The 14,123-nt window shown below is 56.5% G+C and carries 11 protein-coding genes; 6 read left to right on the forward strand and 5 right to left on the reverse strand.

Going from position 1 to position 14,123, the window contains the following annotated elements:
• Positions 1–2: 2 nt before the first annotated feature.
• Positions 3–488: an acyl-CoA thioesterase gene (locus TU76_RS21195; protein WP_019826917.1), complete on the reverse strand. Its 486-nt coding sequence runs from the start codon at positions 486–488 to the stop codon at positions 3–5.
• A gap of 287 nt (positions 489–775) precedes the next feature.
• On the opposite strand from TU76_RS21195, the gene TU76_RS21200 reads away from it, so the two are divergent.
• Entirely contained in the window at positions 776–2,536 is a 1,761-nt protein-coding gene (locus TU76_RS21200; protein WP_048352455.1) for a cation:proton antiporter, read from the forward strand.
• A 43-nt stretch (positions 2,537–2,579) separates the two neighbouring features.
• Here TU76_RS21200 and TU76_RS21205 read toward each other — a convergent pair whose 3' ends face one another.
• The 3 genes from TU76_RS21205 to uvrD all read right to left on the reverse strand — a co-directional run bounded on the left by TU76_RS21205 (position 2,580) and on the right by uvrD (position 6,428).
• On the reverse strand, positions 2,580–2,987 hold the full coding sequence (locus tag TU76_RS21205) for an SMI1/KNR4 family protein (protein WP_016782918.1): 408 nt from the start codon (positions 2,985–2,987) through the stop codon (positions 2,580–2,582).
• Positions 2,988–3,121: 134 nt separating this feature from the next.
• The gene (locus tag TU76_RS21210; RefSeq protein ID WP_019826921.1) at positions 3,122–3,979 is read right to left on the reverse strand and encodes a Tim44 domain-containing protein; all 858 of its coding nucleotides are present in this window, start codon (positions 3,977–3,979) and stop codon (positions 3,122–3,124) included.
• Positions 3,980–4,244: 265 nt separating this feature from the next.
• Positions 4,245–6,428: a DNA helicase II gene (gene uvrD, locus TU76_RS21215; RefSeq protein WP_046809489.1), complete on the reverse strand. Its 2,184-nt coding sequence runs from the start codon at positions 6,426–6,428 to the stop codon at positions 4,245–4,247.
• 191 nt (positions 6,429–6,619) lie between these two features.
• On the opposite strand from uvrD, the gene TU76_RS21220 reads away from it, so the two are divergent.
• From TU76_RS21220 to TU76_RS24950, 3 genes are all read left to right on the forward strand, one after another.
• Positions 6,620–8,155, forward strand: a complete 1,536-nt coding sequence (locus TU76_RS21220) for a putative bifunctional diguanylate cyclase/phosphodiesterase (protein WP_082136560.1) — start codon at positions 6,620–6,622, stop codon at positions 8,153–8,155.
• 157 nt (positions 8,156–8,312) lie between these two features.
• On the forward strand, positions 8,313–9,179 hold the full coding sequence (gene hexR, locus TU76_RS21225) for a transcriptional regulator HexR (protein WP_019826926.1): 867 nt from the start codon (positions 8,313–8,315) through the stop codon (positions 9,177–9,179).
• Between the two features lie 192 nt (positions 9,180–9,371).
• Positions 9,372–9,584 carry a PA3496 family putative envelope integrity protein gene (locus TU76_RS24950; RefSeq protein WP_019826927.1) on the forward strand — a complete coding sequence of 71 codons (213 nt, stop codon included), beginning with the start codon at positions 9,372–9,374 and terminating at the stop codon, positions 9,582–9,584.
• Here the strand turns inward: TU76_RS24950 and TU76_RS21230 are convergent.
• Positions 9,526–10,488, reverse strand: coding sequence for a LysR family transcriptional regulator (locus tag TU76_RS21230; RefSeq protein ID WP_019826928.1), 963 nt, complete (start codon positions 10,486–10,488; stop codon positions 9,526–9,528). The genes TU76_RS24950 and TU76_RS21230 overlap by 59 nt on opposite strands.
• A 190-nt stretch (positions 10,489–10,678) precedes the next feature.
• Here TU76_RS21230 and TU76_RS21235 point away from each other — a divergent pair, with 190 nt between their 5' ends.
• Together TU76_RS21235 and oadA are read left to right on the forward strand one after the other, a co-directional pair.
• Positions 10,679–12,094, forward strand: a complete 1,416-nt coding sequence (locus TU76_RS21235) for an acetyl-CoA carboxylase biotin carboxylase subunit (protein WP_019826929.1) — start codon at positions 10,679–10,681, stop codon at positions 12,092–12,094.
• Between the two features lie 11 nt (positions 12,095–12,105).
• Positions 12,106–13,914, forward strand: coding sequence for a sodium-extruding oxaloacetate decarboxylase subunit alpha (gene oadA / locus TU76_RS21240; protein WP_019826931.1), 1,809 nt, complete (start codon positions 12,106–12,108; stop codon positions 13,912–13,914).
• The last annotated feature ends 209 nt before the right edge of the window (positions 13,915–14,123 follow it).

Consider the following 14,123-nt stretch of genomic DNA (forward strand, 5'->3'; position numbering starts at 1 on the left):
ATTTACACCGTCTCGTCTTTCAACTCACGATAACGCTGCTCCAGTTCCTGACGGATCTGGCGACGTTGCTTGCCCTGAATAAAGCGACGTTTGTCTTCACTGTTCAACGGCTGTAGCGGTGGTACAGCGGCCGGTTTACGGTCGTCGTCCACGGCTACCATCGTGAAGAAACAGCTATTGGTGTGGCGCACTGAGCGTTCACGGATATTTTCGGTTACGACCTTGATGCCAACTTCCATCGAGGTGTTGCCGGTGTAGTTGACCGATGCAAGAAAGGTCACCAGCTCGCCGACATGAATCGGTTCGCGAAAAATAACCTGATCCACCGACAAGGTGACCACATAACGCCCCGCATAGCGGCTGGCGCAGGCGTAAGCGACTTCATCGAGGTACTTGAGAAGGGTTCCGCCGTGAACATTGCCAGAAAAATTGGCCATGTCCGGGGTCATCAAGACCGTCATCGACAGTTGGGCGTTTCCGGGTTCCATAGCAGCAGGCTCGTGGTTGTGTTGCAGCAGTGAAATGGGTATCTCTGAGGATACTTGTCGATTTTTGAAACAGTTATTAACGGGACGTTGCCGTTTTGACTGCCGTCACGCCCATATCCATCTGTTTCCATATATTGCACCGCCTTTCTGCTGGAAGTCGCGGTGTTAACCTGCAAAAGCCCATTAGTCGGGTAATTCCTACATTTTAAACGGTCGATACGCACAGCCAAACAGGCGGCGTCTGTCGTCTTGTTGTCTGGTGACAATTAAACAAGGAGCGCCATGCCATGCATGCCATCAGTTTTATTCAGGATCTGGCAGTCATCATGCTGGTTGCAGGTGTGGTGACGATTCTTTTTCACAGGTTCAAGCAGCCGGTGGTGCTGGGGTACATCGTTGCGGGATTTATTATTGGCCCGCACACCCCGCCGTTTGGCCTGATCCACGATGAAGAAACGATCAAGACCCTGGCCGAGCTGGGGGTTATTTTCTTGATGTTCTGCCTGGGGCTGGAGTTCAGCCTGCGCAAGTTGTTCAAGGTCGGAGCCACTGCCTTTATTGCAGCGTTTATGGAAATTACGCTGATGATCTGGATCGGCTACGAAATTGGCCGCTGGTTTGATTGGAACACCATGGATTCGCTGTTTTTAGGCGCAATTCTGGCCATTTCGTCGACCACCATCATCGTCAAAGCCCTTAACGACCTGAAAATGAAGAACGAGCGCTTCGCACAGCTGATTTTTGGCGTGCTCATCGTTGAAGATATTTTAGGTATCGGAATCATTGCGCTGCTGTCGAGTATCGCTGTCAGCGGCAGTGTCAGCCCCGAAGAAGTTTTTTCGACGGTCGGTAAATTGTCGTTGTTCATGATTGTGGCGCTGGTTATTGGCATTTTGCTGGTGCCGCGTGTGCTGGCCTATGTGGCTAAATTCGAAAGTAATGAAATGCTGCTGATCACCGTGCTGGGGCTGTGTTTTGGCTTCTGCCTGCTGGTGGTCAAACTGGAATACAGCATGGTGCTCGGGGCGTTTTTGATCGGGGCGATCATGGCCGAATCCCGTCAGTTGCTGAAAATCGAGCGCCTGATTGAGCCGGTTCGTGATTTGTTCAGTGCGATTTTCTTCGTCGCCATCGGGCTGATGCTCGACCCGGCAATCCTGCTGGAATACGCGGTGCCAATTGTGGTGATCACCATTGCGGTGGTGCTGGGCAAGATGCTGTCCTGCGGGCTTGGAGCATTTATCGCAGGTAATGACGGACGCACATCACTGCGAGTTGGGATGGGGCTTTCTCAGATTGGGGAGTTTTCTTTCATCATCGCGGCACTGGGTATGACATTGCAGGTCACCAGCAGCTTCCTGTACCCCGTAGCGGTGGCTGTGTCCGTATTGACGACCCTGATGACGCCTTACTTGATTCGCGCCGCAGACCCGCTCTCGCTCAAGCTGGCACAGGTGGTGCCTGGTCGTGTGTCACGGGTGTTCGGGCTCTATGGCGAATGGCTGCGCAGTATTCAGCCGCAGGGAGAAGGGGCCTTGTTGGCCGCGATGATCCGAAAAATATTGATGCAAGTGGGCGTTAACCTGGCGCTGGTCATCGCTATTTTCTTCGCGGGTGGTTACTTCGCCCCCCGGATCGGCCGTTTCTTGCAGGGCTGGATCCTGGAGCCGAGCTGGCAAAAAGGGATTATCTGGGGCGTGGCCTTGTTGCTGTCACTGCCGTTTTTGATTGCGGCGTATCGAAAGCTCAAAGCGTTGTCGATGCTCCTGGCGGAGATGGGGGTCAAGCCGGAAATGGCCGGGCGCCACACTCAGCGCGTGCGTCGAGTGATCTCAGAAGTGATCCCGATCTTGTCGTTGCTGGTGATCTTTCTGCTGTTGTCAGCATTGTCAGCGAGCATCTTGCCCACCAATGAGTTGCTGATCGTAATTGCAGTGGTCGCGGCGGGGGTGGCTGCGCTGTTGTGGCGCTGGTTTATCCGGATTCATACGCGCATGCAGGTTGCACTGCTGGAGACGCTGGATAACCACAAGGAAGGGGGGCACTGACAACCCGCTGACCAATGGCTGGAAAGCGGGTATCAAGCAGGTATCAGCTTTCCAGCCAGACGTCGCGCGCCCAGTGCCAGACCGATTCCCATGTTTCTTCGGTAACGAGTTCTTCTTCGCCGGACCACAGCACCACGGTGCCGTCTTCTTCTACGCAGTAGTAGTCGTCACCGTCCTGGCAAATAGGGATCAAGCTGCGATCAACGCCGGCATCCCAAGCGTTGGCTGCCACTTCCGGCAGGTAGGTGTGTGATTGTGGATCGGTCACGGTGACCGGCTCCAGGCTGCCATACACCACGTCACTGACGGTCAGCAGAAACTCTCTGAAGACAAACGGGATATCAATGAACAGCTGTTCTTCGATTTCCACCAACTGGTCTTCTTCAGGCAGTTCCAGAGGAACTGGTACAGGCTCGTTTTTTTCGCGTAGCTCTTCAATGATCTCTTCCACGACCTCAATCCTCATGCTCTATGGCGCGGTTTATATGACGCGCTTTATACAGTAGCTCGTTATAAGTGCAATCGTGAAATGCAAAGCCCCGGACAAGTCCGGGGCTTTGGTTAACGCATGTGTTACTGGCGGGATCAGCCGTTCTGGCGGATACCTGCTACCAGCCAAGGCTGGTTGTCACCTTGCTGACGCTCCATGTTCCAGCTTTCGCTGAAGGCTTCGCCCTGGTCAAAGCGCGAGTTTTTCGACACGCCGCTGAAGGTCAAGGTTGCGATGGTTTTGTCTGCACGATCATCCAGGCCGTCCAGTTGCACGGTCAGGTTGTCGATGTAGGTGGACTGGAAGCCATCGCCCAGCTCAGCGCGTTCACGCTTGAGGAAGTCGAGCATCTGCGGGGTTACGAACTCGGCGATCTTGTCCATTTCGTTGGCATCCCAGTGTTGTTGCAGGGACTGGAAATGGTTGCGCGCAGCTTCAAGAAAGTTCTGCTCATTGAACCAGGCCGGTGCATTGATCACCGGACGGGCCGCAGGAGCAGCCGAACCGCCACCGAAGAACGACGAAGGTGCAGGCTTGGCGTCAAAGGCTTCGCGTTGCAGTGGAGCGTGACCTGCAGGGGCCATCATCTCGGATTGTTGCTTGCGACGACGGGCCGCGATAAAGCGGAAGATCAGGAAGGCGATGACCGCCATGATCAGGATGTCGAAGAACTGCATGCCCTCGAAGCCGCCGCCCATGAACATGGACGCCAACAGGCCGCCGGCTGCGAGGCCAGCCAGAGGGCCGAGCCAGCGCGAAGCACCACCGGCTTTAGCGGCGGCGCCTGCAGCACCGGCAGCTGCGGCAGGAGCAGCAGCTGGAGCGGCCTGACGCGTTTGGTGGCTAGGCGCTGCACCAGCGCTTTTGCCGCCGCCGAAGCGCTTGGCGTTCGCGTCGAGGCTCATCGTCAAACCGATGCACAACGCCATGGCGATGCTAAGAAAACGTTTCATAAGGGGTTCCCATTTGTGGATACACGCGCGCCATGTTGCACAGGTGAGGTGTGACTGGCTAGGCGTGAAGTGTTTCGGGCTTTTTCCTACTTATCTGTAAGAGACAGATTTTTTTACTGTAGGACGCATTGATGTGGGAGCGGGCTTGCTCGCGATTCCCGGCACTCGGTGCATCTGATACACCGAGGTGCTGCCATCGCGAGCAAGCCCGCTCCCACCGTTATCTATCAATCCAGCCTATTCCCGCAAAGCTGTCGGGTTGCTGTCAGACCGCTTCAAGTTTGGCGTAACCCATCATCAGCCACTTGCTGCCTTCCGAGAAGTTCACTTGAACCCGGGCCTGTGCGCCTGCGCCTTCGAAGTTGAGGATGACGCCTTCGCCGAAGACTGCGTGCTTAACCATCTGGCCGAGTTTGAATTCGGTCTCTGGGATCTCTGAGCCACCAAACAGGTTGCTGGCGCTCTGCTTTTGACCTCCACCGAAAGGACGGCTGACGCTGTTGGACAGTCGAACTTCTTGAATCAGGCCTTTAGGCACTTCTCGCACGAAGCGCGAAACCTTGTTGTAGGTCTCGCTACCGTACAGGCGTCGGGTTTCAGCGTAAGTCATAACCAGATTTTGCATGGCGCGGGTAATACCCACGTAAGCCAAGCGCCGTTCCTCTTCAAGGCGACCGGGTTCTTCCAGGCTCATCTTGTGGGGGAACAAGCCTTCTTCCATGCCTACCAGGAACACATACGGAAACTCTAGACCCTTGGCGCTGTGCAGCGTCATCAGCTGGATACCGTCTTCATGCTCTTCGGCCTGGGTATCGCCTGCCTCCAGTGAGGCATGGCCGAGGAAGGCGGCCAATGGCGACAGCTCTTCGTCTTCGTCGTTGCTTTCGAAGTTGCGCGCCGCGCTGACCAGTTCCTCAAGGTTTTCTACCCGGGCCTGGCCTTTTTCACCTTTTTCCGCCTGGTGGTAGGCAATCAGCCCACTCTGTTCGATCACCGTTTGGGTCATCAGGTGCAGAGGCATGTCCATGACTTTTGCCGCGAGGTTATCGATCAGTTCGATAAAGCCGCTAATGGCACCTGAAGCCCGCCCCGGGAGAGCTTTGTTGGCGATGAGCTGGCGCATGGCCTCCCACATCGACACATCGCTGTGACGTGCGTGCTCGCGAATGGCTTCGACGGTTTTTTCGCCGATACCCCGAGCCGGTACGTTAATGACCCGCTCCAGCGCCGCATCATTGCCACGACCTTCGAGCAGGCGCATGTAAGCCATGGCGTTTTTGATTTCTGCGCGCTCGAAGAAGCGCTGGCCACCATAAATGCGGTACGGAATACGTTCGCGCAGCAACGCTTCTTCAAGCACCCGCGATTGGGCGTTGGAACGGTACAGAATGGCGATATCGCTATGGGCCAGGCCGGTTTTAAGGGCGCTCTCGATGGTCTCGACCACGTAGCGCGCCTCATCGTGTTCGTTGAAGGCGGCGTACAAATTGATTGCTTCGCCTTCACCGCCGTCCGTCCACAGCTCTTTGCCCATACGGCCGCTGTTGTTGGCAATCAAGGCGTTGGCCGCTTTGAGGATGCCTGCCGTGGAGCGATAGTTTTGCTCCAGGCGAATAGTCTCGGCATCCGGAAAGTCGGTTGAGTACTGGTAAATGTTCTCGATTTTCGCGCCGCGCCAGCCGTAGATCGACTGGTCGTCATCGCCTACGACCATCAAGCTGTCGCCGCCTTGGGCCAGCAATCGCAGCCAGGCATATTGAACGGCGTTGGTGTCCTGGAATTCGTCCACCAGAATGTGGCGGAAGCGTTTCTGGTAGTGCGCCAACAGACCAGGGTTGTCGCGCCACAGGTCAAGGGCCCGCAGCAGCAGCTCGGAAAAGTCGATGACACCGGCACGCTGGCACGCGACCTCATAGGCCTCGTAAATAGTGCGCATGGTGGCCAGGAACAAGTCGCCGCTGGCCTGGATATGTTTGGGGCGCAGGCCTTCGTCTTTTTGGCCGTTGATAAACCACTGCGCCTGACGCACTGGCCAGCGCTGCTCATCCAGCCCCAACTCACGGATCACGCGCTTGACCAAGCGTTGCTGATCATCGCTGTCGAGGATTTGAAAGGTCTGGCTCAGCCCGGCTTCTTGCCAGTGGGCCCGCAACAGGCGGTGCGCCAGCCCGTGGAAGGTGCCAACCCACATGCCCGCCGGGTTGATACCCATCAGCTGCTCGATGCGGTGGCGCATCTCGGCGGCGGCCTTGTTGGTGAAGGTCACCGACAGGACTGAGTGGGGTGACGCGTTCTCGACCTGGATCAACCAGGCGATACGGTGCACCAGCACACGGGTTTTGCCGGAACCTGCGCCGGCCAGAACCAACTGACGCCCAACACTGGCCGTGACGGCCTGACGTTGGGCATCGTTGAGAGAATTTAACAAGAGAGAGAGATCATCGCGCATCGGGGCATTTTAGGGGCTGTTGGCGTTTCATTGCTAGCCACGTAGCGGTCTTGGGCCGAGCGGTCAAAAAGCCTGCCGGTAAATGTACCCAGCCGGTTTCAGCTATTTAATACGGTGTGCGTTTGGTCGCGGGCATAGCTTGTGTATGCTCGGGCGACTTTTTGGCCCCTCTACTGATAAGAATTTCGCCGATGGTTCAGAGTTTAAATTCGCCGGGAATTTTTTTCGGCCTAGGGTTCGGTATTTTTCTGCTGGTGAGTGGTCTTGGTTGGCAAGTAAAACGGATCAATCAGCGTCAAAAGGCTCAGCGCTTGCGCCATCAAGGCCTTTTCGAAGACTTGCAGCAAGCCAATGTCCGCAGTGAACAACTGAACTCTGAGCTTTTGCGCGAAGTAGAGCTGCGCCGTCTCGTTGAGGCACGGGTGCGCCGCCTTGCCCATTTCGATGAGCTAACCGGGCTGGCCAACCGCCTCTTGTTCAAGGAGCGACTGGAAGAGGCCAGTCAGCGAGTTCGCCAGGGCTCGTGCAACCTCACGTTGCTGCACATCAATCTCGATCGTTTCAAATTGCTCAATGACAATCTTGGGCACGATCTGGCTGATCATGTGTTGCAAAAAATGGCAGAGCGCATAAGCAAGGCCTTGCCTGAGGCCGACACCATTGCGCGGCTCTCGGGTGATGAGTTTGCCGTGCTGTTTGATGCGTACAGCAGCCTGACCAGTCTGGCGCGGGTAGCGACCCGGCTGCTGGAAAGGCTCGGCCGGCCACTGTTGGTTGATGGTCATGAGTTGATCATCAGTGTGTCCATGGGCATCAGTCTGTTACCGGGCAGTGCACGTGACATCACAACCCTGGTCCATCAGGCCAATAAAGCCATGCGCCAGGCCAAGCATCTGGGCGGCGGTACTTTCCAGTTCTACAGTCACAGCCTGCAACACAGCACCCTGGAGCGCTTGCAGCTGGAAAGTCAGCTGCGAAAAGCCATTGCCCTGGGCCAGCTGGATGTTTTTTATCAACCCAAACTCTGTCTGGCGACGGGGCGCCTGCACGCTGCTGAAGCGCTGGTCCGCTGGGATCATCCGCAGTTGGGCAGCGTCCCTCCGAGCGACTTTATCGCCTTGGCCGAGGAGACCGGCCTGATCAGCGCCATCGGAGAATTCGTGTTGCGCGAAGCCTGTCGGCAAGCCTGTGAATGGCAGGGCACAGGGCTGGCGCCGATACGAGTGTCGGTGAACCTGTCGGGGCATCAATTACGCCAGGGCAAGCTGGTCAGCCTGGTGCGTCAGGTGCTCGAAGAAACCGGCCTGGCGCCGCACTGCCTGGAGCTTGAGCTGACAGAAAGCCAGTTGCTCGACAATGTTGAATACGTCATCGCGACCTTCCAGCAATTGCATGAGTTGGGGGTGAAGCTGGCGATTGATGATTTCGGTACCGGTTATTCATCCCTCAGTTACCTCAAACGCTTTGCAGTGGACTACGTGAAGATCGATAAAACCTTTATTCACGGCCTGGGACGCTGCAGTGAGGACGAGGCCATCACGCTTGCGATCATCTCCATGGCCCATAGCCTCGACCTCAAAGTAGTGGCCGAAGGTGTCGAAAACGAGGCGCAGCTGGCATTTCTCAAGGCTCGGCGGTGCGATGAAGTGCAGGGTTACTTGATCAGTCGTCCGGTGAACGCTGCGTACTTTGGCGATTTATTGCGCACTGGTGTAGTGGATTTGTAGTGCCAAAAAGGGCTACATCGCCCTGAAGCTGCATGAATCAAGGGAAAGAGAAGGGGAAGACAGGGTGTATTGGGTGGGCAGAAAGCGAATTCTTGTAGTATAACTACAAGAATGCTACATCCCCGGCGCCCGCCGCTTACAGACCGAGTCCTGCCCTTTGAACCTGCTGCAACATATTGCCCAGTCACGCCACCTGTTACGTAAATCGGAACTCAAGGTCGCCGATCACGTGCTGCTTGATCCTGCGGCTGTAATGCACAGTTCCATGGCCGACCTTGCCCACAATGTCGGCATCAGTGAGCCCACCATCGTGCGCTTTTGCCGGGCGATTGGCTGTTCCGGGTTCCAGGACTTGAAACTCAAGCTGGCGCAAAGCCTGGCAGCAGGCGCCAGCTTTGGTCAGTTCGCAATCCATGAAGACGATTCGGTTGCGGACTACAGCCTGAAAATTTTCGACACCACGCTGCACACCCTGATGGAGGTGCGCGAGAAGCTTGATCCCGCCGCCCTGCAGCGTGCGGTGACGGCCATGTCGCAAGCGCAGCGAGTCGAGTTTTATGGTTTCGGTGCCTCGGGTGCCGTTGCGGCAGATGCCCAGCACAAGTTTTTCCGCCTGTTACTGACAGCCGCGGCGTACTCCGACCCGCACATGCAGGCGATGTCGGCTGCGACCTTGAAGCCTACCGACGTGGCAATTTGCATCTCCCAGTCGGGCCGCTCCAAAGATTTGCTGATTACGGCCAATCTGGTGCGTGAAAGCGGCGCGACCTTGATCACCTTGTGTCCGAGCCAAACGCCGTTGGCGGAGCTTGCGACCGTCAATCTGGCGATCGATGTGCACGAAGACACCGAAATCTATACCCCGCTGACTTCGCGTATCGCTCACCTGGTGGTGATTGACGTGCTGGCGATGGGCGTTGCCATGGCCCGCGGCCCGAGCCTGGTCAACCACCTCAAAAGCGTCAAGCGCAGCCTGCGCAGCTTGCGCTTGTCGCCAAAGTCGCTGAAAAGCCACGAAGATTAATTGTGGGAGCGGGCTTGCTCGCGATGGCATCGCTGAAGCTTTCCTGACAGGCCGCGTTGCCTGAATCGCGATCAAGCGCCCTCCCGCACAGTACTCATATTCAGCCTTCATCCCCCTGTCATCCCATCTTCGCCAAGTCGTCACAAACAAAGTGCATCTTGAAACTCCCGTACACGCCTTGGGAGACTCGAAATGGCTCAGCCTTACGAAGAACGCAATAGCGCCGTCAAAACCCGCCGTCAGCAAGAAGACCAGCGCCGCATGGCCTTCCGTCGAGCGATTGAAGAGCATACGAACCAGCGCCAGCTGCGTCTGGAAACCTCTGACTACCCGGATCTTGGCGCCATCAACTATTGGCAGGCAGCGTCGGCAAGTGACCGTCGAAGCGCTCAACCAGCTCGCTGATTTGCAGGCGCTCACTGCGAATAAACCCCAGAAACGCATGGGCCACCGGTGACAGGCGCTTGGCTTTGGCCTGCACCACGCACCAACTGCGATACAGCGGCAACTCTTCGACCGGCAACTCGCGCAACAGGCCGGTTGCAAGCTCCAGGCTGACGGCGTGGCGTGTTAACAGCGCCACGCCCAGTCCGGCCACCGCACACTCGCGTTGAGACTCATTGGATGACACTTCCAGCGTTTGACTGAAGTGAACGCGCTTCTCCTTGAAGTACTCCTCGCACGCCAGGCGCGTGCCCGAACCCTGCTCGCGCATCAGCAAGGTATAAGGCTCCAGGTCCTGCAAATGCAGGGGGCCACGACTGCACAGCGGGTGGTCTACCGGTGCGACGGCAACAATCGGGTTATTCAAAAAGGGCAGAAACTCCAGGCCCATGTCCTGCGGCACCATCGACATGATCACCAGATCGTCGCGGTTATCCGACAGTCGACGAACGGCTTGCGCCCGATTGACCACCGTTAGCTGCAAATTGACCTCCGGGTGCTGGCGCTTGAACGCAGCAAACAGGTGCGGCACGAAATACTTTGCGCTCGATTCAACCGCCAACTTCAGCTGACCTTGCAACGACCCGAGCATGTCCGAGAGCTGCATGTCGAGGTTTTCAAGGCGCCCGAAAATATCCCGGCTGGCCAACTGAAGCGCTTCAGCCGCCTCGGTCATGTACAGTTTTTTGCCTACGTAATCGAACAAAGGCTGACCAATCAGCTCTTCAAGCTGACGAATTTGCAGACTTACGGCGGGTTGTGTCAGCGACATTTCTTCTGCAGCGCGGCTGTATGAGCGCAAATCACAGACTTCGTTGAACACCTGTAATTGACGAAAAGTGATACGCATCAATGACTTACGCATTTTTATAAAAGTATCCGAAGCGGCAAGTTGATTAACTATAAGTTGTTACTTATGCACGACCCAAGAATTATTGATTTTTGTTTATTGCTGCGTGGGTCTAGTGTGGCGACACAACGGTTCAGACACATTTGGACACGTGCCGACCTGGTCTAGCAGGTCGTTTGTTCCATGGGCTTTAGGGAAAATCCAAGTGATAAAAAAGATCCTGATCGCCAACCGCGGAGAAATTGCCGTCCGCATCGTGCGTGCCTGCGCCGAGATGGGTATTCGTTCCGTGGCGGTCTATTCCGAAGCGGATCGACATGCCTTGCACGTTAAACGTGCCGATGAAGCCCACAGCATTGGCGAAGACCCGCTGGCCGGTTATTTGAACCCGCGCAAGCTGGTGAACCTGGCTGTTGAAACCGGTTGTGATGCCCTGCATCCCGGTTATGGTTTTCTGTCAGAAAATGCAGAGCTGGCTGATATTTGCGCCGAGCGCGGAATCAAGTTCATCGGCCCGTCCGCTGAAGTCATCCGCCGCATGGGCGACAAGACTGAAGCGCGTCGCAGCATGATCAAGGCCGGCGTGCCGGTCACGCCCGGTACTGAAGGCAACGTTGCCGATATCCACGAAGCATTGCTCGAAGGCGAGCGCATTGGCTATCCGGTCATGCTCAAAGCCACCTCGGGTGGTGGCGGACGCGGGATTCGTCGCTGCAACAGCCGTGAAGAACTGGAGCAAGCCTTTCCTCGAGTGATCTCTGAAGCCACCAAAGCCTTTGGCTCGGCAGAAGTGTTCCTGGAAAAGTGCATCGTTAACCCCAAGCACATCGAAGCGCAGATCCTCGGTGACAGTTTTGGCAACGTAGTGCATTTGTTTGAGCGCGACTGCTCGATCCAGCGTCGCAACCAAAAGCTCATCGAAATTGCCCCAAGCCCTCAGCTGACCCCGGAGCAGCGCGCCTACATCGGCGACCTGTCGGTACGCGCCGCCAAGGCGGTGGGTTACGAGAACGCCGGTACCGTGGAGTTCCTGCTCGCCGAGGGCGAGGTGTACTTCATGGAGATGAACACCCGGGTGCAGGTGGAACACACCATCACCGAAGAAATCACCGGCATCGACATTGTTCGTGAACAAATTCGCATCGCCTCCGGCCTGCCGTTGTCGATCAAGCAAGAAGACATCCAGCACCGCGGTTTTGCCCTGCAGTTCCGGATCAATGCTGAAGACCCGAAAAACAACTTCCTGCCCAGCTTCGGCAAGATCACCCGTTACTACGCGCCCGGCGGTCCTGGCGTGCGTACCGACACGGCGATCTACACCGGCTACACCATCCCGCCGTATTACGACTCCATGTGTCTGAAGCTGGTGGTGTGGGCCCTGACCTGGGAAGAAGCGATGGACCGTGGTTTGCGCGCCCTCGACGACATGCGTCTGCAAGGGGTCAAAACCACCGCCGCGTATTACCAGGAAATCCTGCGTAACCCGGAATTCCGTAGTGGCCAGTTCAATACCAGCTTCGTAGAAAGCCATCCAGAACTGACCAACTACTCGATCAAGCGCAAACCCGAAGAGCTGGCCCTGGCCATCGCTGCCGCCATTGCCGCCCACGCAGGCCTGTGAGGAATATTTTCATGTCCAAGAAGATCTTTGTAACTGACACCATCCTGCGTGACGCCCACCAGTCGCTGCTGGCTACCCGCATGCGCACTGAAGACATGCTGCCGATTTGCGACAAGCTCGACAAAGTCGGCTACTGGTCGCTGGAAGTCTGGGGCGGCGCCACTTTTGACGCTTGCGTACGCTTCCTCAAGGAAGACCCGTGGGAGCGTCTGCGCCAACTGCGTGCCGCCTTGCCTAACACTCGCCTGCAAATGCTGTTGCGCGGCCAGAACCTGCTTGGCTATCGCCACTACAGCGATGACGTGGTCAAAGCCTTCGTCGCCAAAGCTGCGGTCAACGGCATCGACGTGTTCCGCATTTTCGACGCCATGAACGACGTCCGTAACCTGCGCGTCGCCATCGAAGCGGTCAAGGCTGCTGGCAAGCACGCTCAGGGCACCATCGCCTATACCACCAGCCCGGTGCATACCACTGAAGCGTTTGTGGCCCAAGCCAAGCAGATGGAGGCCATGGGTTGCGACTCTGTTGCAATCAAGGACATGGCTGGTTTGTTGACCCCGTTCGCCACTGGCGATCTGGTCAAGGCGCTGAAGGCTGAAATCAGCCTGCCAATCTTTATTCACTCCCATGACACCGCGGGTCTGGCTTCGATGTGCCAGCTCAAGGCGATTGAAAACGGCGCCGACCACATCGACACCGCCATCTCCAGCTTTGCGTGGGGCACCAGCCACCCGGGTACAGAGTCGATGGTAGCGGCCCTCAAAGGCAGCGAATACGACACCGGTCTTGACCTGTCATTGCTGCAGGAAATTGGCTTGTACTTCTATGCGGTGCGTAAGAAGTATCACCAGTTTGAAAGCGAATTCACCGCAGTCGACACCCGTGTTCAAGTCAATCAGGTGCCAGGCGGGATGATTTCCAACCTTGCCAACCAGCTCAAGGAACAGGGCGCCCTGAACCGCATGAGCGAAGTGCTGGCCGAAATCCCGCGTGTTCGTGAGGACCTGGGCTTCCCGCCGTTGGTAACGCCGACTTCGCAAATCGTCGGCACCCAGGCGTTCTTCAACGTGCTGGCTGGCGAGCGCTACAAAACCATCACCAACGAAGTGAAGCTGTACCTGCAAGGTGGTTACGGTAAGGCGCCGGGCGTGGTCAACGAGCAACTGCGCCGTCAGGCTATCGGCAACGAAGAGCTGATCGATGTACGTCCTGCTGACCTGCTAAAGCCAGAAATGGTCAAGTTGCGTGCTGAGATTGGTGCTTTGGCCAAGTCGGAAGAAGACGTACTGACCTTCGCCATGTTCCCGGACATCGGCCGCAAGTTCCTCGAAGAGCGTGCTGCAGGCACCTTGGCTCCGGAAGTCTTGCTGCCGATTCCTGAGGCGGGCGGCGTCACCAAGGCAAGCGGTGAGGGCGTGCCGACTGAATTCGTGATCGACGTACACGGCGAAAGCTACCGCGTTGATATCACCGGTGTGGGCGTCAAGGCAGAAGGCAAGCGTCACTTCTACCTGTCCATCGACGGCATGCCGGAAGAGGTGGTGTTCGAGCCGCTCAACGAATTCGTGGGTGGCACTTCGAGCAAACGCAAGCAAGCCAGCGAGCCGGGCCACGTGAGCACTGCAATGCCGGGCAACATCGTTGATGTACTGGTTGCTGTAGGCGACGTCGTCAAGGCTGGCCAGTCGGTACTGATCACCGAAGCGATGAAAATGGAGACCGAAGTTCAGGCCGCCATCGCTGGCAAAATCGTCACCATCCACGTCATTAAAGGCGACCGCGTTAACCCGGGCGAAATTCTGATCGAAATCGAAGCCTGATACCGCCTTTGATACAAACGCTTTAAACCTCGGGGGAGCATGTGCTCCCCTTTTTTTTCGACTGACTTTTTATATCTGTATTTTAATGCAGGCGGATGATCCGGCAATCGCCTTTATCTGCATTAAAATGCATTGTCTGGGCGAGAAAAATAACTATAACTGCACTATATTGCAGGTAATGGTTTATTCGATTGTTTGATATGCATTGA

The organism is Pseudomonas psychrophila (assembly GCF_001043005.1).
GTDB classification, from domain to species: Bacteria; Pseudomonadota; Gammaproteobacteria; order Pseudomonadales; family Pseudomonadaceae; genus Aquipseudomonas; species Aquipseudomonas psychrophila.